General features: G+C 73.5%; 18 protein-coding genes. 3 read left to right on the forward strand and 15 right to left on the reverse strand.

Annotation, left to right across the window (positions count from 1 at the left end; translation table 11 throughout):
• Positions 1–364: 364 nt before the first annotated feature.
• Positions 365–784: a hypothetical protein gene (locus IEW07_RS17780; RefSeq protein ID WP_188539693.1), complete on the reverse strand. Its 420-nt coding sequence runs from the start codon at positions 782–784 to the stop codon at positions 365–367.
• Between the two features lie 283 nt (positions 785–1,067).
• Between IEW07_RS17780 and IEW07_RS17785 the strand changes: the two genes are divergently transcribed.
• From IEW07_RS17785 to IEW07_RS17795, 3 genes are all read left to right on the forward strand, one after another.
• Positions 1,068–1,559: an NfeD family protein gene (locus IEW07_RS17785; protein ID WP_188539694.1), complete on the forward strand. Its 492-nt coding sequence runs from the start codon at positions 1,068–1,070 to the stop codon at positions 1,557–1,559.
• A gap of 94 nt (positions 1,560–1,653) precedes the next feature.
• The gene (locus IEW07_RS17790) at positions 1,654–2,784 is read left to right on the forward strand and encodes an SPFH domain-containing protein (protein WP_188539696.1); all 1,131 of its coding nucleotides are present in this window, start codon (positions 1,654–1,656) and stop codon (positions 2,782–2,784) included.
• Positions 2,785–2,972: 188 nt separating this feature from the next.
• The gene (locus IEW07_RS17795; RefSeq protein ID WP_188539698.1) at positions 2,973–3,308 is read left to right on the forward strand and encodes an RNA polymerase-binding protein RbpA; all 336 of its coding nucleotides are present in this window, start codon (positions 2,973–2,975) and stop codon (positions 3,306–3,308) included.
• A gap of 72 nt (positions 3,309–3,380) precedes the next feature.
• Here IEW07_RS17795 and IEW07_RS17800 read toward each other — a convergent pair whose 3' ends face one another.
• From IEW07_RS17800 to IEW07_RS17865, 14 genes are all read right to left on the reverse strand, one after another.
• Positions 3,381–4,118, reverse strand: coding sequence for a polyprenol monophosphomannose synthase (locus IEW07_RS17800; protein WP_188539699.1), 738 nt, complete (start codon positions 4,116–4,118; stop codon positions 3,381–3,383).
• Positions 4,119–4,358: 240 nt separating this feature from the next.
• Positions 4,359–6,074, reverse strand: coding sequence for an amidohydrolase (locus IEW07_RS17805; RefSeq protein ID WP_188539701.1), 1,716 nt, complete (start codon positions 6,072–6,074; stop codon positions 4,359–4,361).
• 67 nt (positions 6,075–6,141) lie between these two features.
• Positions 6,142–8,979: a DEAD/DEAH box helicase gene (locus tag IEW07_RS17810; protein ID WP_188539703.1), complete on the reverse strand. Its 2,838-nt coding sequence runs from the start codon at positions 8,977–8,979 to the stop codon at positions 6,142–6,144.
• An 80-nt stretch (positions 8,980–9,059) separates the two neighbouring features.
• Positions 9,060–9,956 carry a twin-arginine translocase subunit TatC gene (gene tatC, locus IEW07_RS17815; RefSeq protein WP_229741948.1) on the reverse strand — a complete coding sequence of 299 codons (897 nt, stop codon included), beginning with the start codon at positions 9,954–9,956 and terminating at the stop codon, positions 9,060–9,062.
• A 117-nt stretch (positions 9,957–10,073) separates the two neighbouring features.
• Positions 10,074–10,373, reverse strand: coding sequence for a Sec-independent protein translocase subunit TatA (gene tatA / locus IEW07_RS17820; protein ID WP_188539705.1), 300 nt, complete (start codon positions 10,371–10,373; stop codon positions 10,074–10,076).
• Positions 10,366–10,734: a hypothetical protein gene (locus tag IEW07_RS17825; RefSeq protein WP_188539707.1), complete on the reverse strand. Its 369-nt coding sequence runs from the start codon at positions 10,732–10,734 to the stop codon at positions 10,366–10,368. The genes tatA and IEW07_RS17825 overlap by 8 nt, the downstream gene beginning before the upstream one ends.
• Positions 10,735–10,757: 23 nt before the next feature.
• The gene (locus tag IEW07_RS17830) at positions 10,758–12,821 is read right to left on the reverse strand and encodes a WYL domain-containing transcriptional regulator (protein ID WP_188539709.1); all 2,064 of its coding nucleotides are present in this window, start codon (positions 12,819–12,821) and stop codon (positions 10,758–10,760) included.
• A gap of 11 nt (positions 12,822–12,832) precedes the next feature.
• Entirely contained in the window at positions 12,833–13,228 is a 396-nt protein-coding gene (locus IEW07_RS17835) for an FKBP-type peptidyl-prolyl cis-trans isomerase (RefSeq protein WP_188539710.1), read from the reverse strand.
• A gap of 76 nt (positions 13,229–13,304) precedes the next feature.
• Positions 13,305–14,279, reverse strand: a complete 975-nt coding sequence (locus IEW07_RS17840) for an FKBP-type peptidyl-prolyl cis-trans isomerase (protein ID WP_188539712.1) — start codon at positions 14,277–14,279, stop codon at positions 13,305–13,307.
• Positions 14,280–14,410: 131 nt separating this feature from the next.
• Complete coding sequence (gene pafA / locus IEW07_RS17845) at positions 14,411–15,856, reverse strand: Pup--protein ligase (protein WP_188539714.1); 1,446 nt, start codon at positions 15,854–15,856, stop codon at positions 14,411–14,413.
• A gap of 4 nt (positions 15,857–15,860) precedes the next feature.
• Positions 15,861–16,064 (reverse strand): ubiquitin-like protein Pup, encoded by a 204-nt coding sequence (locus IEW07_RS17850; RefSeq protein WP_188539717.1) that lies wholly within the window; start codon positions 16,062–16,064, stop codon positions 15,861–15,863.
• Between the two features lie 205 nt (positions 16,065–16,269).
• Positions 16,270–17,889, reverse strand: coding sequence for a depupylase/deamidase Dop (gene dop, locus IEW07_RS17855; protein WP_188539749.1), 1,620 nt, complete (start codon positions 17,887–17,889; stop codon positions 16,270–16,272).
• 14 nt (positions 17,890–17,903) lie between these two features.
• Complete coding sequence (gene arc / locus IEW07_RS17860; protein WP_188539719.1) at positions 17,904–19,649, reverse strand: proteasome ATPase; 1,746 nt, start codon at positions 19,647–19,649, stop codon at positions 17,904–17,906.
• A complete protein-coding gene (locus IEW07_RS17865) occupies positions 19,646–20,797 on the reverse strand; it encodes a tRNA (adenine-N1)-methyltransferase (protein ID WP_229741949.1) in 1,152 nt (383 codons plus the stop codon). The genes arc and IEW07_RS17865 overlap by 4 nt, the downstream gene beginning before the upstream one ends.
• Between the last annotated feature and the right edge of the window lie 45 nt (positions 20,798–20,842).

Consider the following 20,842-nt stretch of genomic DNA (forward strand, 5'->3'; position numbering starts at 1 on the left):
TCCCTGTCCCTTCCCTGCCACCCACCCAGTCTCCCAGACCCCCACCCACCCCCCGGGACAGGGCCCGGTAACCCTCAACCATCCAGTGCTGGTGGAAACATCAGGCGGAGGCCAGCGAGGGTCAACATTCAGCCTCCACCGGAGCGTTCAGCCCATGACCAGAACCGAGGAATCCCTCAGCGAAGCACTCCGGGCCGGAGGTGCCGGGGAGGGAACCCCCGACAGGAGTGGCCCCGGGCGCGCCCCCATGGTGCCGCGCACCCCAGAACCGACCTCCGCAGGACCCGCCGTCGTGGACGCGTGCCCACGCCGGGCCGTCACGGGGCGATGACCAGCACGACGTGCTCTCGCAGAAGCACTCCCGTCAGGCCGTGACCGCGGGCCCGTCGGCCGGCACGCCGGTGTCCGTCGCGGCCTGCTCCGCCCAGCGGAGGGCGTCGTGGTCGAGCAGGAAATCCGCATGGAAGTCCTGGGCGCGCTCCCGGACGTGTGCGGCATGGCGGGCGGACGTCCCCGGGCGCACGGTGAGGTCCACGTAGACCACGGGACGGCCGTGGCGGGCCTCGAGGTCGGCGCGAAGGGCCTCGCACCTTGGGTCGAGGGGGTCGCACTCCCCTGTCCCCAGCAGCACGAGCGCCCGCTCGAAGTCGGGCTCGGCCTTCGTGAGGCGGGTCATGAGGGCGGGCAGATGGGAGTGCAGCGCGGACAGGCCCACCAGGGCCGTGGCGGTGCCGGCCAGCCACGCGCCGGCGGCGGAGACCGCCACCGAGGTGATGAGCTTCATGTCCTGCCTCCCCTGTTCCGTTGTGCCGTTGCCCGTCGGGGCGACCTCGTCCGGAGGCCGCGGTCGTCGACGTGCCGGCTGCGGGGCCTCTGCGTCCCGGGGGCGACGGCGGCTCCCTTATCAGCAGGTGAACGCGCGGTGAACGAATGCTATTCCACGGGTGGACCTGCGACGCGTCTCGCCTGCGCGGCACGCCGCTCCAGGTTGTGTTGAGGGGGCTGAGGCACAATGGGAGCACAGCGCAGCATCCCGTTGTGATCGCATTCGAGGAACGGGGAAGAACATGTGGGAATGGCTCACCGACAACGCGTGGCTCTTCTGGCTGGTCGCCGTCATCGTCCTGGCGGCCGTCGAGATGCTGACCCTGGACTTCCTGTTCCTGATGATGTCCGCAGCCGCCCTCCTGGCCTTCGGCCTGAGCTGGATCACCGACAACTTCGTGATCCAGGTGGTCGCGTTCGCCGTGACCTCGGTGCTGCTGATCTTCCTGGTCCGGCCGGTCGCGCTGCGCCGGCTCAACCGGTCCACACCGGAGACGGTCTCCAACGTCGCACGACTCGTGGGCCTGCCCTGCCAGGTGCTGGACCCCGTCACCGCCCGCAGCGGCCTGGTCCGGCTCGAGGGCGACACCTGGAGCGCCCGCTCGCTCACCGGGGAGTCCCTGCCCACCGGGACGGACGTGTACGTGCACCGGGTGGAGGGCGCGACCGTCGTCGTGGCCCCGCACCCCGCCCCTGCCACCGAGGGCCGGGGCGCGCCGCGCCCGTCCTTCTGACCGGACAGACCGGCCTCGCCCTCCGACCCCACCCCGAGACCTGCATCGGATCCGGCACCGGATCCCGCACCGACTCCATCGAAGAGAGGCACCCGTGGACCTCGCCGTCATCGTCCTGCTCGTCCTCCTGGTCGTCCTGGTGGCGATCATCCTGCTCCGGTCGGTGCGGATCATCCCGCAGGCCAGGGCGGGGATCGTCGAGCGCCTGGGCAAGTACCAGGCCACCCTCTCGCCAGGGCTGCACTTCCTCATCCCGTTCGTGGACCGGCTCCTGCCGCTGATCGACCTGCGCGAGCAGGTCCAGTCGTTCCCTGCGCAGTCGGTGATCACCGAGGACAACCTGGTGGTCGGGATCGACACCGTCGTCTACTTCCAGGTCACCGACCCCCGCTCGGCCACGTACGAGATCGTCGACTACATCCAGGCCGCGGACCAGCTCACCTCGGCCACGCTGCGCAACGTCGTCGGCGGCCTGAACCTCGAGGAGGCCCTGACCTCCCGGGACAAGATCAACGCCGAGCTGCGCGGCGTGCTCGACTCCACGACGGGGCGCTGGGGCATCCGCGTCTCCCGGGTGGACATCAAGGAGATCTCTCCCCCGCCGTCGATCCAGGACTCCATGGAGAAGCAGATGCGCGCGGAGCGGGAGCGGCGCGCCGTGATCCTCACCGCCGAGGGTGACAAGCAGTCCCGGATCCTCATGGCCGAGGGCCAGCGGCAGGCGGCCATCCTCTCGGCCGAGGGCGAGGCGAAGGCCGCGATCCTGCGCGCCGACGGCGAGGCCCAGGCGATCCGGAAGGTCTTCGACTCGATCCACCGCGCCAGGCCCACCCAGAAGCTCCTGGCCTACCAGTACATCCAGACGCTCCCGAAGGTTGCCGCGGGCAGCGCCAACAAGGTGTGGATGATCCCCGCCGAGCTGGGCGACGCCCTGCGCGGCGTCGGCGAGTTCCTGTCCCGGCCCGACCCCGACGGCTCGGGCCCCCGGCGCGACTGGGGCGACGCGATCGACGACGAGACCGAGCCGGTGCCCGAGGGCGAGGACGAGCCCATCGTGAAGCCGGACGAGGTGCGGGTCACGGAGGAGGACCTCAAGCCCAACCTGGAGCGCACCACGGTGGACCCGGACGAGTTCACGATCCCCCGCTCGGCGACCATCGACCCGGACGCCCCCGTGGTCCGCGACACCCCGCTCCCGCCGGAGGGCGGGTCCGGGACCCGCTGACCCGCGGCACCCGGCCCGCCCGGAACGGCTGCCGGGAGCACCGGCCGGAACATGCCCGGGGTCGTCCGCGGGAACATCCCCGGCGGTCCGTGCGTTGCATCCCCTGGACCCAGGGTCCTGCACCCGCCGTCAGCCCGAGCGTGCGCCACCGTCGTGGCCACCGTCAGTTATATGGAGGAACCACCAGAATGAGCGATCGCAGCCTCAGGGGAATGCGTCTGGGCTCCCAGTCCATGGAGACCGAGGCCGGCGTCGAGCCGGCTCCGCGTCAGCGCGTCGAGTACCGCACGGAGGACGGCGAGAAGGTCGTGGTCACGTTCGCCGCGGAGGCCGAGATCCCGCCGGTGTGGGTCTCCAAGACGGGCAAGGAAGCCATCATCGTCAACGGCGAGAAGCCGGTGAACCCCAACGAGAAGCACCAGCGCACGCACTGGGACATGCTCCTGGAGCGGCGCAGCACGGAGGAGCTCGAGGAGATCCTGCAGCAGCGGATCGAGTACTACCGCCAGAAGCACGCGATCTGAGCCGAGGCCCGCAGACGACAGGACCCCGCCCGGGAACGGGCGGGGTCCTGTCGTCTGCGGCGGCGGCCGGGATCAGCGGCGGGAGAGCTTGCCCGCCAGGGTGCGGGCGCGGGCGGTGAGGCCCCACTGGGCCACGCGCACGACGGCCTCCCGGGTGACGTCGGGGCTCATCTTGGACACGCCCTCGGCCCGCTCCACGAACGTGATGGGGACCTCCACGACGTTGAGCCCGGCCCGCTCGGTGCGCCAGCCCAGGTCGATCTGGAAGCAGTAGCCCTTCGACTCCACGGAGTCGAGGCCGATCCGCTCGAGCGTCTGGCGGCGGAAGGCCCGGTAGCCGGCGGTGATGTCGTGGATCCGCGACCCGAGCAGCGTGCGGGCGTAGAGGTTGCCGCCGCGGGAGAGCAGCTGGCGCTGGAGCGGCCAGTTCACGGTGCGCCCGCCCGGGACGTACCGGGAGCCGATGGCGAGGTCCGCGCCGCGCTCGACGGCGTCCAGCAGCAGCGGCAGCTGCTCGGGCTGGTGGGAGCAGTCGGCGTCCATCTCGACCAGCACGTCGTAGTCGCGGGCCAGGCCCCACCGGAAGCCGGCGATGTAGGCCGCGCCCAGGCCGTCCTTGCTGGTGCGGTGCAGCACCTGGATGCTGGGGTCGGCGGCCGCCATGTCGTCGGCCAGCTGCCCGGTCCCGTCGGGGCTGTTGTCGTCGACCACCAGCACGTGGGCGTCGGGCACCGCCTGGCGGAGCCGGTCCATGACGATCGGGAGGGACTCGCGCTCGTTGTAGGTGGGGATGACGGTCAGTACGCGCACCGTGTGGGTCCTTTCGGGGTCTGGCGCCAAAAAACCACAGGGCAGGCCCACCCGCCTTCGGACCAGGTCCGCCCTGAGGGGATGCGGACCTGTTTTCTAAGGACGGGTGAGCCCACCCGGTAGTAGGCGTCCAGCCTATCCTGCGCCGTGCCGCGGACCAAGACCGGCCGACACGCCCCGGACCGCGGACGCGGATCGCAGCCCGCCCCCGGGCCCGCCGGGACGGGACGGTGCGGCGGGTCAGAACTGCGCGGACCGGTACAGCTCCGTCCCGTCGAGGACGGTCTGGTGGCACACCGGCATGGCCGTGCCGTCGAGGGCCGGCAGCAGCGGGGTCCGGGCCCGGGGATCCGTGCTCCACGACGCGCCGGTCCCCTCGGCCTGCTGCACCATGAGGGACTCGACCTCCCAGACCGCGAAGGAGGCCGGGGTCCCCGGCGCGAGCTGGCCCTGCATGGGGTCGGGGGTGCGCGCGGCCCGCCAGGCCCCGCGCGTGTGGGCGAGGAAGGCGGCGCGCGCGGAGATCCGCTGCTCCGGGTCGTGGTGCTCGAGGCACGCCCTGACGGTCTCCCACGGGGACAGGGGCAGCACGGGGGCGTCGCTGCCCAGGGCGACGGGCACGCCCGCCCGGTAGAAGGACGCGAGGGGGTTCATGCCCGCGGCCCGCTCGGCGCCGAGGCGCTGTTCGTAGAGCCCGCCGGGCCCGCCCCAGGCGGCCTCGAAGCCGGGCTGCAGGGAGACGGTGACCGCGTGCCGCGCCAGCCGCTCGATGCCGGCGGGGTCGACCATCTCGGCGTGCTCCAGGCGGTGGCCGGCGGAGTGCAGCGCCCGCTCCCCCACGCGCCGCGCGGCGAGGTCCAGCCCGTCGAGGGCGGCGTCCATCCCGGAGTCGCCGATGACGTGGAAGCCGCCCTGGAGCCCGGCCTCCGTGGTGGCGGCGAGGTGGGCGGCGACGGCCTCGGCGTCGAGATAGCGGTCCCCGGAGGTGCGCGGTGCGTCGGCGTAGGGGGCGCGCAGCGCGGCGGTGCGCGAGCCGAGGGCGCCGTCCACGCACAGGTCTCCCGCCAGCCCGATCAGGGACTCGCGGGCGGTCACGGGCCGGCCGATCAGCTCGGCCAGCGCCGCGTCGAACCGGGCGGCGACCGCGCGGGCCTCCTCGGCGGTGGCCACGAGCTCGCCGCGGTAGGGCAGGACCCGGGGCGATGGGCCCTCGGCGCCGACCCCGTGCTCGGCCAGCGCCACGAGGCGCACCAGGTCCTCGAACGGCGCGATCTGCTCGGCGTTGTTCTCCGCCAGGGCCACGTAGCCCTGGGATGCTGCGTGGCGCAGGGCCAGCCGGTGCAGCTCGGCCCGGCGCCCGGGGCCGAACTCCCGCGTGGCGGCGCGGACGCGGTCGTGCGCGGCGTGCTCCACCCGGCCGTCGCCGAGCCAGCCCTCGACGCCGGCCAGCTCCAGCCGGCGCGCCAGAGCGGTCGAGACCACCCCGGAGTGGACGTCGACGCGCGTCAGGTACACCTCGCGCCCGCCGGCCGCCCGGTCGAGCTCCTCCGCGGTCGGGGCGCGCCGCTCGGGCCACACCGACTCGTCCCAGCCGGAGCCCAGGAGCGGGCCGGTGCCGGTGCGCGCGGCCTCCGCCACGGCGTCCAGGGCCTCCCGCAGGGAGGACGCGGCGCCGAGGTCGAGGGTGGACAGCGCGAGCGCGGTCTCCGTGACGTGCACGTGGGAGTCCACGAAGCCGGGGGCGAGCAGCCGCCCGTCGAGGTCGACGACGTCCATGGAGGCGTCCTGGATGGAGGTGGCGGCCTCCTCGGAGCCGATCCACGCGACCCGGGCGCCGTCCACGAGCAGGGCGGTGGCGAACGGGTCGGCCGGGCTGTACACCGATCCGTTGCGGTACAGGACCGGGCGGGATGCGGGCGCGTCCGAGGGCGCGGCGGAACTGAGGGGGGAGGTCACGGGTCTCCTGTTCGGGACGGTCGGGGTGGGCTCGGGAGCGAGCCCGGAGGGGCGGGGTGCGTCGGGGTCAGTCCTCGAACGCGGAGTGGGCGACGACGCCGCGGCGCACCAGGGCGATCGCGCGCTGGCACTGGGCGCGGACGCCGGCGTCGAGCAGGTCGATCTTCGCGAGCTGGTCCAGCATGTCGATCACCTGCTTGGACCAGCGGACGAAGTCGCCGGCGGCGAGCTCCGTGCCGGAGAGGGCGGTGCTCAGGGTCGCGCCGCGGGCCCACAGGTACATGGGCTCCACGAGCCCGAACTCGGGCTCGGCGGTGGGCCTGAGGTGGTGCTCCGCCTCGCTGTCGGTGAGCCGGGACCAGTTGCGCACGACCGTCTGGGCGGCGCGGTCCATGGCCGCGCTGGGCAGGACGGGCTGGATGCCCTGGTCCTCGCGCTTGGCCTGGTAGACGAGCATCGTGATCACTCCGGCGGTGGCGGCGGGGTCGAGCCCCTCGAGGAAGCCGTCGCGCAGGCTCAGCGCCAGCAGCAGGTCCCGGTCGCCGTAGATCCGGCGCAGCTGCTCCCCGGCCCGGGTGGGCCTGAGCTCGTGGTCGGGCAGGGCCTCGAGGTAGCCGAAGGAGGCCAGCACCCGGGAGACGCGGTCGAACGTCTTGGCGATGGTGTTGGTGCGGCTCTCGATCTGGCGCAGCAGGCCGTCGGTGTCGCGGCGCAGCGTCCACCAGCGCTCGGCCCACCGGGCGTGGTTCTCGCGGTCGGAGCAGCCGTGGCAGGGGTGGGCGACCAGGGCCTTGCGGACCTCCGCGATCCGGCGCTCGGCGGCGCTGGTGCCGCGGTCGAACTGGATGGCGTGCCCGCGGCCGCCCCCGCGCGGGGGCTTGTGCTCGTGAAGGGCGTTGCGCACCGAGGAGGCGAGGTCGCGCCGCTCCTTGGGCGTCCTGCCGGTGAAGTGCTTGGGGATCCGGATCCGGGAGACCGGCTCGAGGGGCCCGTCCAGGTCCTGCACGCCGACGCGGCGCATCTGGTGGTCCAGGGTCAGGATGGACGGGCGGGGGTCGTCCCGGTTGGGGTCGGTCGCGAGCACCACCGCGTAGCCGGCGTTGCGCCCGCGGGGGATGTCCACGACGTCCCCGGGCAGCAGGTTGTGCAGGGACGCGACGGCGTCCGAGCGCCGCAGCCGGGACAGCGACTTCTCCGCGGAGCGCTCGAGGTCCTTGAGCTCCCGGCGCAGCGCCGCGTACTCGGTGAAGTCCCCGAGGTGGCAGGTCATGGCCTCCTCGTAGCCCTTGAGGGACCCCTCCTGGGACCGGACCCGCTGGGCCAGGCCCACCACGGAGCGGTCCGCCTGGAACTGGGCGAAGGACGACTCGAGGATCTTGCGGGAGCGGCGGGCGCCGAACTGGGCGATCAGGTTCACCGACATGTTGTAGGTGGGCCGGAAGCTCGAGTTCAGGGGGTAGGTCCGCTTGGAGGCCAGGCCCGCCACGGCGCGCGGGTCCATGCCGGGCTGCCACAGCACCACGGCGTGGCCCTCGACGTCGATCCCGCGGCGCCCGGCGCGGCCGGTGAGCTGGGTGTACTCCCCCGGCGTGATGTCCACCCGGGACTCACCGTTGAACTTGTCCAGCTTCTCGAGCACCACGGAGCGGGCGGGCATGTTGATGCCCAGCGCGAGGGTCTCGGTCGCGAACACGGCCTTGACGAGCCCCTCGGCGAACAGCTCCTCGACGAGCTCCTTGAACGCCGGCAGCATGCCCGCGTGGTGGGCCGCGACCCCGCGCAGCAGGCCGTCGCGCCACTCGTAGAAGCCCAGGACGTTGAGGTCCACGGCCTCGAGGCTCGCGGCGGTCTCGGCCACCCGCGCCCGGATCGTCTGCTGCTCCTTGTCCGTGGTGAGCCGGATGTCCGCGGTGACGCACTGCTGGACCGCGGCGTCGCAGCCGGCCCGGGAGAAGATGAACGTGATGACGGGCAGCAGCCCCTCGGCGTCGAGCCGGCGGATCAGCTGGGGCCGGGACACGCGGCGGGTCTCGGCGCTGGGCCGGTAGCCCTCCCCGCCGTTGCGGCGCGCGAACCGGTCCCGGGAGCGGCCCCCGGGCCCCCGCCCGCCGCGGCGCCCCCCGCGGGGGTGCTCGGCGCGGGCGAGCTGGAGCAGCTCCGGGTTGACCTCGGGCTCGTCCCGTCCGGGGCCGCCGATCCGCTCGGCGGCCTCCTCGACGGTGGTGTCGTCCACGAAGAGGTCCAGCAGGCGCCCGCCCACCTGCACGTGCTGCCACAGCGGGACGGGGCGGTGCTCGGAGACGACGACGTCGGTGTCCCCGCGCACGGTGTCCAGCCACGCCCCGAACTCCTCGGCGTTGGAGACGGTGGCGGACAGGGACACGAGCTGGACGCTGTCCGGGAGGTGGATGATGACCTCCTCCCACACGGCCCCGCGGAACCGGTCGGCGAGGTAGTGCACCTCGTCCATCACCACGAAGCCGAGGTTGAGCAGGGTCGGCGAGTCGGCGTAGAGCATGTTGCGCAGGACCTCTGTGGTCATCACCACGACGTCCGCCTCGGAGTTCACGGAGGTGTCGCCCGTCAGCAGCCCCACCCTGCCGGCACCGAAGGCGCGGGAGAACTCGTGGAACTTCTGGTTGCTGAGCGCCTTGATGGGCGTCGTGTAGAACGCCTTCTGCCCCCGGGACAGCGCCAGGTGCACCGCGAACTCCCCCACCACGGTCTTGCCGGCGCCGGTGGGCGCGGCCACGAGCACCCCGCGGCCGTCCTCGAGCGCCCGGCAGGCGACGGTCTGGAACTCGTCCATCTCGAACTCGAGGCGCTGCTCGAAGGCGGCCAGCTCCGTCCTCGCGTGGGCGGCCCGCTGCTTCGCGGCCTGGTATCGGTCGGCGTAGGAGGACATGGCACAACACTACTGCCCGGCGGCTGCGGCGGACCGGGCCGGCGGGGTGCGTTCGCGGCGGGCCGAGCGGGCCGGGCCGGTCACTCCTGCGGGGCGCGGCCCTCGTCGTCGCGGCCCAGCCGCTCGAGCTCCTCCGCGGAGGTCCCGGCGTCGGCGGAGGAGCCGGTCGCGGCCTCCCGCCGGGCCTCGCGCCGGGCCCGGCGCCGGTCCAGGAGCAGGCACAGGCCCACGGCCACGAAGAACAGCAGGAGCAGGGGCACCGCGAGGTAGAACATGGTCATGGGGTCCGGGCCGGGGGCGGCCATGGCGGAGACCAGCAGCACGAGGACCACCACGATCCGCCAGCTCTTGAGGACCGTGCGCCCGGAGAGCAGGCCGACCATGTTCAGCCCCACGAGGAAGACCGGGAGCACGAAGGCGACCCCGAAGGTGAGCACCAGCTGCAGCACGAAGCGGATGTACTCGTTGGCGGTGATGATGTTGGAGGAGCCCTCGGGGGTGAACGCGGTGAGCGCGAACACGGCCGCCGGCAGGGCGAGCACGGCCACCGCCACGCCGGAGAGGAACAGCGGGATCGCCGCGGTGAGGAAGCCCAGCGCGTAGCGGCGCTCGGTCCGGTGCAGGGCGGGGGTGACGAAGGCCCAGAGCTGGTAGAGCCACACGGGGCTGGCCAGGATCAGGCCCAGCACCACCGAGACCTCGACCATGATGTTGAAGGAGGAGCCCACACCGGAGAAGTTGATGACGGCCTCGCGGCCGGACTGCTCGTTGAGCCGGTCCACCGGCGCCTTGAGCGCGGTCATGAACGGCTCGTAGAGGAAGAAGCCGGCGATCGTGCCGACCACGGTGGCGACCGCGGACTTGATGAGGCGGTTGCGCAGCTCCCGGAGGTGCTCGGCCAGGGCCATCTGCGCCTGCGGATTGGCCTTGCGCTTGGACCGGGGCTTCTTCGGGGCGCTGCTGGGCTGTGAGGACATGGAGACCTTCGGGACGTCGGGGTCGGGCTGGACGGGGCGCTCGCGCGAGCGGCCCGCCGCCCGCACCGCCGGCGACGGTGGGCGGCGGACCGCTCGGACGCGGGGCCGGGTCCCGGATCAGGCCGCGGGGCTGCCCGGGCGCTGGTCGGGGTTGCGCGGGGCCTCGGGGTCCGCGGGCCCGGTGGGGCCGGGCTCGGGGGTGACGTTCTGCCCGTCGCGCACCGGCTCCCCGTCGATCACGACGCCGGAGCCCGCAGGCTGGTCGTCCTTCTTCATCTCCTTGACCTCGGACTTGAAGATGCGCATCGACTGGCCCAGGCTGCGGGCCATGCCCGGCAGCTTCGGCGCGCCGAAGAGCAGCAGGATCACCAGCAGGATGATCAGCAGCATGACGGGGCTGTCGAACAATCTACCCATTGAACATTCCTTTCCGTTCAGCCCTGCGGATGTCGCTGATCCGCTGCGGCTGGCCCATGCGGTCCTTGCGCTCCATGCGGCGCTGCAGACGGGCGGTTTCTCGTTGGTCCCTGCCGAACCGGTAGTCCGCCAGCGCCTGTCCCACGGGGGTGAACAGGGCCGGCTCCGGCTGGGCCCGGACGGGACGCTGCACGCCGGCGGCGGCGGCGTCCCAGCGCTGGGTGAACTCCCCGGCCACCGCTTCGGTGTCCCGCAGGAAGGTGAGCACGGTCCTGGTCAGCCGCCACAGCATCAGACCGATGAACGCGGCGCCGAGCAGGACGAGGACCGTCCAGAGCAGGACCCACGACCACCAGAGCATGCCCTCCAGTATAGGCGGACGGCTCAGGCGGCCGTGTCCTCCCGGTAGGGCTCCAGAGCAGAGTTCACCCAGAGTTCCACCTGCTCGACGACGTCGTCGGGTCCGGCCACGGCCAGCTGCCCGCCGTAGCGGGTCATGAGGGAGCACACGGCCTCGACGGTCTGGAAGCCGATCAGCGCCGCCTCGTGGCCCCCGGCCGGGCCGGCTCCGGCGCCGGCCGGCGGGCGGACCGCCGCGGTGCGGGTGGCGTGGTACTGGTCGGCGATCCACCGGCTGCGCCGGTCGGTGACGAGGACGACCTCCACGGTGTCCGGCGCCCCGGGCGCCGGGCGGGTCGCGGCGGCGGCCTCCTGGGCGGCGGGCCGCTCCCCCGCCGGTCCCGCGTCCGCCACGGAGGAGATCCGGTCCAGCCGGAAGTTGCGCATGCCCTCGGCGGCGAGGCACCACGCGCGGACGTACCAGTGGGTGTTGGAGGAGAAGACCTGCACGGGGTCGACGACCCGCTCGGTGAGCTCGTCCCGGGAGGGGACGACGTAGCGGATCCGCAGCCGCCGGCGCTGCTCGACGGCACGGCGCACGGTGGCCATGACGTCGTCGAGCGCGGGGGCCGGCTCGTCGGTGATGGGCCGCGCCCCGACCGCGTTGGCGAGCACCCCGGCGTCCCCGGCGGCGCCGGCGACCTTCGCGATGGCCGAGGCCACGGCCTCGGAGTCCCCGCCGGGCACGGTGCGCAGGGTCTGCAGGCCAACGAGCAGCGCGGAGGCCTCCGGCTGGGTGAGGCGGACGGGGTCGGAGAGCTCGTCGGCGTTGGAGAGGTAGACGTGCCCGTCGTCCCAGGAGGCGTCGATGAGCTGGTCCGGCATGTGCCCCGGCTTGCCGCAGACGAACAGGGTGTTCAGGTCCGCGATGAGCTCCTGGTCGGTGATCCCGAACCGGTGGGCGGTCTCCTCGAGCTCGGCGCCCTGGTGGGCGTAGACGTACCGGACGATCTCGAGCAGGCGGGAGAGGTGGTCGGCCGTGGAGAGCTTGTTGCGGGTGCCCTTGCGGGACTTCACGGACCAGTCCACCGCGACCCCGCGGAACCGGGCCACGACGTCGGCGGCCGCGCGCAGCCGGCGCACCACGGCGGCGCGGGCCTCGGCCTGCAGCATCGGGCCCGTGCCGTCCCCGCCCTCGGGGACGACGACGCCGGGGCCCGCCGCGGCGATCTCCTCGGCGAGGATCTCGGTCTCCACGAAGGGGATGTGCAGGCGGTCCCACCCGTCCGGGCCCGCTCCGGGCTCCAGCCCGGAGGCCATGCGGCGCAGCATGAGGGCGTGGCCGGGCCGGGCCAGGACCGTGACGGTCCGGGCGGGGGCGTCCGAGACCATGTGGGACAGCGCGTCGTTCATGGAGAACCCGGCCGGGGGCTCGAACTGCTTGCGGGTGACGGTGACGTCGGACATGATCCGCGAGAGCCGGAACGTCCGCGAGTCCTGGCGGTCCAGGTCCCACCCGACCACGTACCAGTTGCCGTAGCGGGAGCCGATCCCCCACGGCTGCAGCCGGCGCGTGGTGAGCTGGTCGGTGCTGCGCGCCAGGTAGTCGAAGCGCACCTCGCGGTGGCGGACCACGGCGGAGAGCAGCGGCTCGAACGACGGCTCGTGGGCGGTGAGGGTGGGCTGCAGCAGCGGCGGGGCGTCGTCCTCGGGCTGGTCCCCGATGGCGGGCTCGAGCTTGCGCAGCGCGCGCCGGGCGAGCTCGCCCAGGGACGCGTCCGTCCAGGCGTTCGCCGCCAGGGCGAGCACCGCGGACTCCTCCGCGGTGAACTGCAGGGGCGGGAGGGTGAACGACCCGCGCGGGATCCGGTACCGGTGCCCGTGCGTGTCGTCCGGGAAGAGGGGGTCCTCGGAGACCTCCTCGATGGGGTACCCGAGGTCGCGCAGCTCCGCCTTGTCGCGCTCGAACATGCGCTCGAACGCGTCCTCCGAGGCGGACTCGGCGTACGACGGAACGGCCTCCCGCAACTCGGCGCGCGTGTACCCGCGCTCGCGGGAGACCAGGGCGATGAGCAGGTTGAGAAGCCGCTCCGTCGATCGGGCTGCCATCGGCTGGGTCCTCAGCGCACGTCCAGCAGGTCCACGACGAAGATCAGGGCCTCGTCCGGGCCGATGACCCCGCCCGCGCCGCGGGAGCCGTAGGCCATGTCGGAGGGGATCTCGAGCCGGCGGCGGCCGCCGACCTTCATGCCCAGCAGGCCCTTGTCCCAGCCCTCGATGACCTGGCCGACGCCCACGGTGAAGTCCAGGGGCTGGTTGCGGTTCCAGGAGGAGTCGAACTCCTCCCCGCCGGAGAAGGTCACGCCCACGTAGTGGCACGAGATCTCCTTGCCGGGGGTGGCCTCCGCGCCCGTGCCCTCGGCGAGGTCGGTGATGACGAGCTCGGTGGGCGCCTCCCCCTCGGGGAAGTCGATCTCCGGCTTGGTGCGGTCCAGCTTGCGCTCTCCGAAGGACATGGGTGCTCCTCGTTCTGGGGACGGTGACGGGTCGGTGGGGCCGGAGCCCCACCGGGCAACGATAGCGGACCGGGCGCTACTCCCCGGTCGGCGAGGCCGACGGCGAGGCGCTCGGGGACGTGGTGGCCTCGGGCTCGGCCGGGGGCTCCGGGGTGTCCTCGGCGGCGAGGATGTCGACGACGAAGATCAGGTCGCCGGCCGGGTAGCTGGAGTCCTCGCCGAGGTCCTTCTCCGTGCCGTAGGCCTGGGCCACGGGCACCGACAGCATGACGCGGGAGCCCTCCTTCTTGCCCACGAGGCCGTTCTTCCAGCCCTCGATGACCTGGTCCAGGGCGAAGGCCGCGGGCGTGCCGGCCTCGTAGGAGGAGTCGAAGGGCTCGCCGCCGGACCACTTGACGCCCACGTAGTTCGCGATGACGGTGTCGCCCTCGGCGACCTCCTCGCCGTCGCCCTCGATGAGGTACTCGGACACGAGCTTCTTGGGGGCCTTGCCCTCCGGCTCGGCGACGACGGGCACGCCCTGCTCGTTCTCGGTGACCTCCGGCAGGCCCTTCGGGGCGTCCTGCATCTCGCCCTCGATCTCCGTGGGGATCTTCCGGACGACCTCGTAGACCTCGACGGAGGTGGACTCGTCGCCGGCGGCGCCGGAGGTCTCCGGGGAGGAGTAGGCGATGATGGCGCCCTCCTTGGCGTCCACCAGCTCCTCGTACATCTCGGGGATCGTCTCCTTGAGCCCCTCCTCCAGCTTCAGCACCTGGCCGGCGCCGCGGGAGTAGGTCTCGCCGATCGAGGACGCGTCCGAGCCCTTGTAGAGGGCGGCCTGGAGCAGCAGGGTGTCGCCCTCCTCGAGCTCCGCGCCCTCGCCCTCGCGCAGCACCTTCGCCGAGGCCTCCTCGACGTTCATGGGGGTCTCGAACGTCACGGAGGGGGCCGTGCCCTCGGCCGGGTCCCCGGCGAGCTCGACGGTGTCGACGCCGGTGCCGCCGGAGCAGCCCGCCAGCAGGAGCGTCAGGGACAGGGCGGCACCGGTGGTGGTCAGGGTCTTTCGCACAGGTTTCTTCCTCAGGGTCGGCCGGAAAGGGTCAGGAGGGGACGGTCGGCGAGGGCCGGGACCGCGGCCCAGCCTAGTGCAGGGCGCTGGGCATTGACTGGACGGGCCGCCGCGGCGGGCCGCCGGGGCGGTCAGATCACGGGGGCGTCGCCGTGGGCCGAGCGCTCCTCCGCCGCCGGGCGCAGGCCGGCCACGAGCGCGTCGGCCTCGGGGTCCCGCGTGGCGAAGGGGTCCTTGCACGTCACCGTGCGCTGGGTGCGGTCGTTGACCTTCAGGTGCACCCAGTCGACCGTGTAGTTGTGCCCGGAGGCCACGACGGCCTCGATGAAGCGCCCGCGGATCGCGGCGCGGGTGGGCGGGGGGGTCCCGACGGCCTCCTCGACCCGCTCCGCGGGCACGAACGTCGCGGCGAGCCCGCGCCGCTGCAGCAGGTTGAACAGCCCGCGGTCGGGGGCGGTGTCGTGGTAGGCGAGGTCGAGCTGGGCCAGGCGCGGGGAGGAGAGGTCCAGGCCGTGGCGGGCGGCGTAGCCGTCCAGCAGCTTCTTCTTGATCGCCCAGTCGATCTCGGTGTCGATCCCCGAGGTGTCCTGCCGGGCCACCGCGTCGAGGGCGCGCTCCCACAGGTCGAGGACCCAGGGCACGCGGTCGTGGTGGGCGCCCTCGCGGTCCACGAACGAGCGCACGGCGTCGAGGAACCCGCGCTGCAGGTCCAGGGCCGAGCGCCGGGTGCCGTCCGCGAGCTCGACCGGGCGGGTGCCGGTGGGGTCGTGGGAGATCTCGCGGAGGGCCCGGACGGGGTCGACCATGGTGCGGTCGGGCAGGATCTGTCCGGCCTCGATCATCCGCAGCACGAGGTCGGTGGCGCCGATCCGCAGGGCGGTCGTGGTCTGGGACATCGTCGAGTCGCCCACGATCACGTGCAGCCGGCGGTAGTGCTCGGCGTCGGCGTGCGGCTCGTCGCGGGTGTTGATCAGCGGCCGGGAGCGGGTGGTGGCCGAGGAGGAGCCCTCCCAGATGTGGTCCGCCCGCTGGGAGAAGGAGTAGCTGGGGGCGCCGTCGCCCGGGCCCACCGGGACGGTGCCGAAGTCCTCGGGCCCGCGCGGGTGGACCTTCCCGGCGCCGACCATGATCTGGCGGGTGACGAGGAAGGGGATGAGGATCGACACGAGCCGGGCGAACTCGGTGCGGCGGGCGATCATGTAGTTCTCGTGGGAGCCGAAGGAGTTGCCCTGGGAGTCCACGTTGTTCTTGAACAGGTAGAGCTGCCCGGGCACGCCCTCGGCCGCCAGCGCCTCCTGGGTCTGCTGCCGGAGGTCCTCGAGGATGAGCTCGCCCGCCTTGTCCTGGGCGACGACGTCCTCGAGCGTGGCGCACTCGGCGGTCGCGTACTCGGGGTGGGAGCCGACGTCGAGGTAGAGCCGGCCGCCGTTGGGCAGGAACACGTTCGAGGACCGGCCCCAGGCCACGACGGGGGTGAACAGCTTGCGGGCGGCCTCCTCGGGGGTGAGGGGGCGGGCGTCCGGGGCGCTGTGGGCGATCCCGAACTCGGTCTCGATGCCGTAGATCCTGCGGTCCATGGGGCTACTGGCCGCCCTTCTGCACGAAGCCCTTCACGAACTCCTCGGCGTTGCTCTCGAGGACGCCGTCGATCTCGGCCAGGAGGTCGTCGGCGCTGCTGGTGCCGGTCTGCGCCTGGGCGGCGGCGGGGGCGGGGGCGCCGGGCTCGGGGAGCTCGGTCTCCTCCCGGCGCTGGGCGCCGCTGCCGAAGATGCGTTCCTGGGCCATGTCGGGTCCTCCTGGGTGTCGGGTGTCGGGTGGTGGGTGTCGGGTGGTGGGTGTCGGGTGGTGGGTGTCGGGTGGTGGGTGTCGGGTGGTGGGTGTCGGGTGGTGGGTGTCGGGTGGTGGGTGTCGGGTGGTGGGTGTCGGGTGGTGGGTGTCGGGTGGTGGGTCTCGGGTGGATGTCGGGGGCGGTTGGCGGGGCGGCCGGCGCTCAGCCCAGCGAGCCGGTGTGCACGAGGTCGGGGCGGGCGGCCGCGAGGCCGCGGACGAGCTCCTCGGCGTCGGCGGCGCCGTCCAGGAGCGGGCCGACGTCGTCGCGGGCCAGGCCGAGGGGCTCGGGCATGGCGACGCGGGCGCCGCGGCGGACCCCGGGCAGGGTCAGGGAGACGGAGTCCCAGTTGGCGGCGAGGACGTCGTCGGGGAAGCGGGTGACGACGCGGCCGCGGAACCACGCCCGGGTGTCGGCCGGCGGCGTGCCGGCCGCGCGCTCGATCTGCTCGGCGTCGAAGAGGGTGCGCATCCGCCCGGCGGCCACGAGCTTGTGGTGCAGGCCCTTCTCGGGGCGGAGGTCGTGGTACTGGAGGTCCACGAGCGTCATGCGGGGGTCGTCCCAACCGAGGCCGTCGCGGCGGCGGTAGCCCAGGAGCAGGGCGTACTTGGCGACCCAGTCCAGGCGGTCGGCCAGGGACAGGGGGTCGGACTCGAGGGCGTCCAGGACCTCCTCCCACAGCTCGAGGACCTCGCGGGTCGCGGCGTCGGGGCCGCCGCCGGCGAGCTCGTGGGCGCGGGCGGCGTCGAGGTAGAGCCGCTGCAGCTGGACGCCGGTGAGCCGGCGGCCGTCCCGCAGGGCCACGGTGGCGGTGAGGCCGGGGTCGTGGCTGATGGCCTGCAGGGCGGCGACGGGGTCGGCGAGGACGACGTCCGGCGCGGCGCCGGCCTCGATCAGGCCCAGCACCAGGGAGGTGGTGCCGAACTTCAGCAGGCTCGCGGTGTGGGAGAGGTTGGCGTCGCCGATGATGACGTGCAGGCGCCGGTGCCGGTGCGAGTCCGCGTGCGGCTCGTCCCGGGTGTTCACGATCGGGCGGTGGATGGTGGTCTCGAGGCCCACCTCCCGCTCGAAGAAGTCGGCGCGCTGGCTGATCTGGAAGCCGGGGCGCTGCCCGCGGTCCCCGAGGCCCACGCGCCCGGCCCCGCACACCACCTGGCGGGAGGCGAAGAACGGCAGCAGGCCGGAGGCGAGCCGGTCGAAGGCCACGCCGCGGGGCACGAGGTAGTTCTCGTGGGCGCCGTAGGAGACGGACTTGTTGTCGGTGTTGTTCTTGTAGAGGTTCACGACGTCGAGGCCGGTCCCCTCCGCCGAGGCCGCGATCGCGCGCACCGCGTCGAGGGCGACCCGGTCGCCGGCGGCGTCCCACAGGACTGCGTCGCGGGGGGTGGTGACCTCCGGGGAGGAGTACTCCGGGTGGGAGTGGTCCACGTAGAGCCGGGCGCCGTTGGGCAGGACCGTGTTCATCACGACCTGGCGGCGGTCCATGGACTCCGCGTAGAGGCCGGTCTCCGTGAGCGCCTCGGCGGCGATCTCCTCGGCCGTGAGCACCGGGGCGACGTCGGTGAGCTGCGAGGGGTCGGCCTGCTCGCGCGGCACGGTGTAGCCGCGGGCGTCCTGCAGCGGGCTCTCCCCGTGGTAGTCCCACCCGGCGGCGGCGTGCGCGGCGCCGAGCCGGCGGCGCACGAGCGCCGCGTAGGTGGTCACGACCTGGGTGGACAGCACCGTGGCGTTGGCCCCGGGGTTGCCGGTGGCCAGCACCCCGTACTCGGTCTCCGCGCCCATGACGCGGCGGACGGTCACGCCGCTCCCCGTCCGCCGCGCTCCCCCGGCCCCGCGGGGTGGGGGTTGCGGTGCAGCACCACGCGCAGGTCGGTGATGGTGTCCCCGCGCCGGCCGGAGATCCTGGCCCAGTCCTCCGGGTTGGAGGTGTTGGGCAGGTCCTGCTGCTCGTGGAACTCCTCGTCGACGGCCCGCACCAGGTGCTCCCGGCTGATCCCGCGGACCCCGGTGGTGAGCAGGTCCTTGATGGCCTGCTTCTTCGCCCGGTCCACCACGTTGCGGATCACGGCCCCGGAGGTGAAGTCGCTGAAGTAGAGCGTCTCCTCCGTGCCGTCGCGGTAGCTCAGGTGCAGGAACTGCGTCTCGGGGCTCTTCTCGTACATCCGTGCCACCGCGGCGTCCACCAGGGCGGCCACCGCCCCGGTGCGCGAGCCCGCGGCGTCGACCTCCGCCTGGCGCAGGGGCAGGGCCTCCGTGACGTAGAGCCGCAGGATCTCCCCGGCGCCCTCGGCGTCGGGACGGTCGATGCGGATCTTCACGTCCAGCCGGCCGGGGCGGAGCACGGCCGGGTCGATCATGTCCTCCCGGTTGGTCGCGCCGATGACGATGACGTTGTCGAGCCGCTCCACGCCGTCGATCTCGGTGAGCAGCTGCGGGACGATCGTGGTCTCCACGTCCGAGGACAGCCCGGAGCCGCGGGTGCGGAACAGGGAGTCCATCTCGTCGAAGAACACGACCACGGGGATGCCCCGGGCCGCCTGCTCGCGGGCGCGCAGGAAGATCGAGCGGATCTGGCGCTCCGTCTCCCCCACGTACTTGTCCAGCAGCTCGGGCCCCTTGATGTTGAGGAAGTAGCCCAGCGCCTGGGCGCGGCCCGCGCGGTCGGCGGCGCGCTCGGCCAGGGAGCGGGCGACGGCCTTCGCGATGAGGGTCTTGCCGTTGCCGGGCGGGCCGTAGAGGAGGATGCCCTTGGGCGGGGTGAGGCCGTGCTCCCGGTAGAGCTCGGGGTGGACGAAGGGCAGCTCGACGGCGTCGCGGATCTGCTCGATCTGCGGGCCGAGCCCGCCGATGTCGCCGTAGGAGACGTCGGGCACCTCCTCGAGCACGAGCTCCTCGACGTCGCTGCGCTCGATGGGCTCCAGGGCGAAGCCGGTGCGGTGGTCGATGGACACGGCGTCGCCGACGGCCGGGCGGCTGCGGCGGAGCCGGCCCGAGAGCAGCAGGACCCGCTCCTCGTCGGACCGGCCCACGGTGAGCACGCGGTCGTGGTCGACGATCTCCTTGACGGTGGCGATCTCCCCGGTCTGCTCGTAGTCCAGCACGGCGCCCACGACGTAGTTCTGGTCCAGCAGGACCTGCCGGCCGGGCTCGCACGCGGCGGGGTCCACGAGCGGGCTCACGGCCACGCGCATCTTCCGGCCCGCCACGAGGACGTCGAGGGTGGGCTCGGTGACGGCGGGGCCGCTGCCGGTCTGCTCGCCCACGGGGGCCCGGCCGGGGTTGGCCTGCAGGACGGTGCCCTGGCTCAGGGGCGGGACGAGGTCGTTCTCCAGGGCCCGCTTGAGCTGGCGGATCTCGGTGCGGGTCGCGTCGAGGAGCCGGACGAGCTTCTGGTTCTGGGTGCCGGCGGCCGCGAGCTGCTTGTCGAGGCTGCGCTTCTGGTCCCGGAGGATGTTCACCTGGCGCTGCGCGTTCACGAGGGCCCGGCGGGCCTCCTCCGGATCCGCGGGCACGGCCTGCTGCGGGCGCGGGGTCTCGGTCACGGCCGCTCCCGCTCCTCGCCCTCGGCCGCGGGACCGGCGGGGGCCTGCGGCGCGGTCTCCGGGCCGTCGCCGAGGACCCCGGCCGTGGACCCGCCGCCGGCGCGGGCGGCGCGCTCGGCGAGGCCGAGGGCCTCCCGGCCGGCGCGGCGCAGCTTCTTGCCGGACACGTCCCGCTCGCCCAGGGCGACGGGGGTCCAGGCGTCGAGGTCCTCCTGGCTGAACTCCGACTTGGAGGCCCGCCGCTTGGGCGCCAGCCGCTCGGAGCCGTCGGCGAGGCGGCGGGCGGAGATCAGGAACCCGGTGTGGGCGACCATCCGGTGGTCGGGGCGCACGGCGAGGCCCTCGACGTGCCAGCCGCGCACCATGGTCTCGGACGCGTCCGGCTCGGTGAAGCGGCCGTCGGCGCGCATCGCCTCGGCGGTGCGGGAGAGCTGGGTGACGGTCGCGACGTAGCAGATGACCACCCCGCCCGGGGCGAGGGCGGTGGCGACGGCGTCGAGGCACTCCCAGGGGGCGAGCATGTCGAGGACCACGCGGTCCACGGACCCGGGCTCCTCCTGCTCCCCCAGCTCCTCGGCGAGGTCGCCGATCGAGATCCGCCACGCGGGGTGGGGCCCGCCGAACATGGTCTCGACGTTGCCGCGCGCGATGTCGGCGAACTCCTCGCGCCGCTCGAACGAGTGCAGGTGCCCCTCGTCGCCGACCGCGCGCAGCAGGGAGATCGACAGCGCCCCCGAGCCCACGCCGGCCTCGACCACGCGCGCGCCGGGGAAGATGTCGGCCATCGTGACGATCTGGCCCGCGTCCTTGGGGTAGACGACGGCGGCGCCGCGGGGCATCGACAGCACGAAGTCCTTGAGCAGCGGCCGCAGCGCCTGGTACCGGAACCCGGCCGAGTTCTCCACCACGGTGCCCTCCGGGCGGCCGATGAGCTCGCTGTGCGGCAGCACCCCGCGGTGGGAGTGGAACTCGCCCTCGTCCGCGAGCGTCACCGTGTTCATCCGCCCGCGCTCGTCGGTGAGCTGCACGCGCTCCCCGGCGCGGAAGGGCCCGCGGCGGTTGGCCGCGCCCCGGGGCCCGGCCGGCGCGGCGCCGGCCGGGGCGGGCGCGGGGGACGTGGTGGCGGTCTGGTCAGCGGGTCCGGTCATCGGCTCACTTTCGTGGGGTGTCTTCGCGGGGCGCCGCCGGGGTCC

This window comes from Kocuria dechangensis, assembly GCF_014636775.1.
Taxonomy (GTDB): Bacteria; Actinomycetota; Actinomycetes; order Actinomycetales; family Micrococcaceae; genus Kocuria; species Kocuria dechangensis.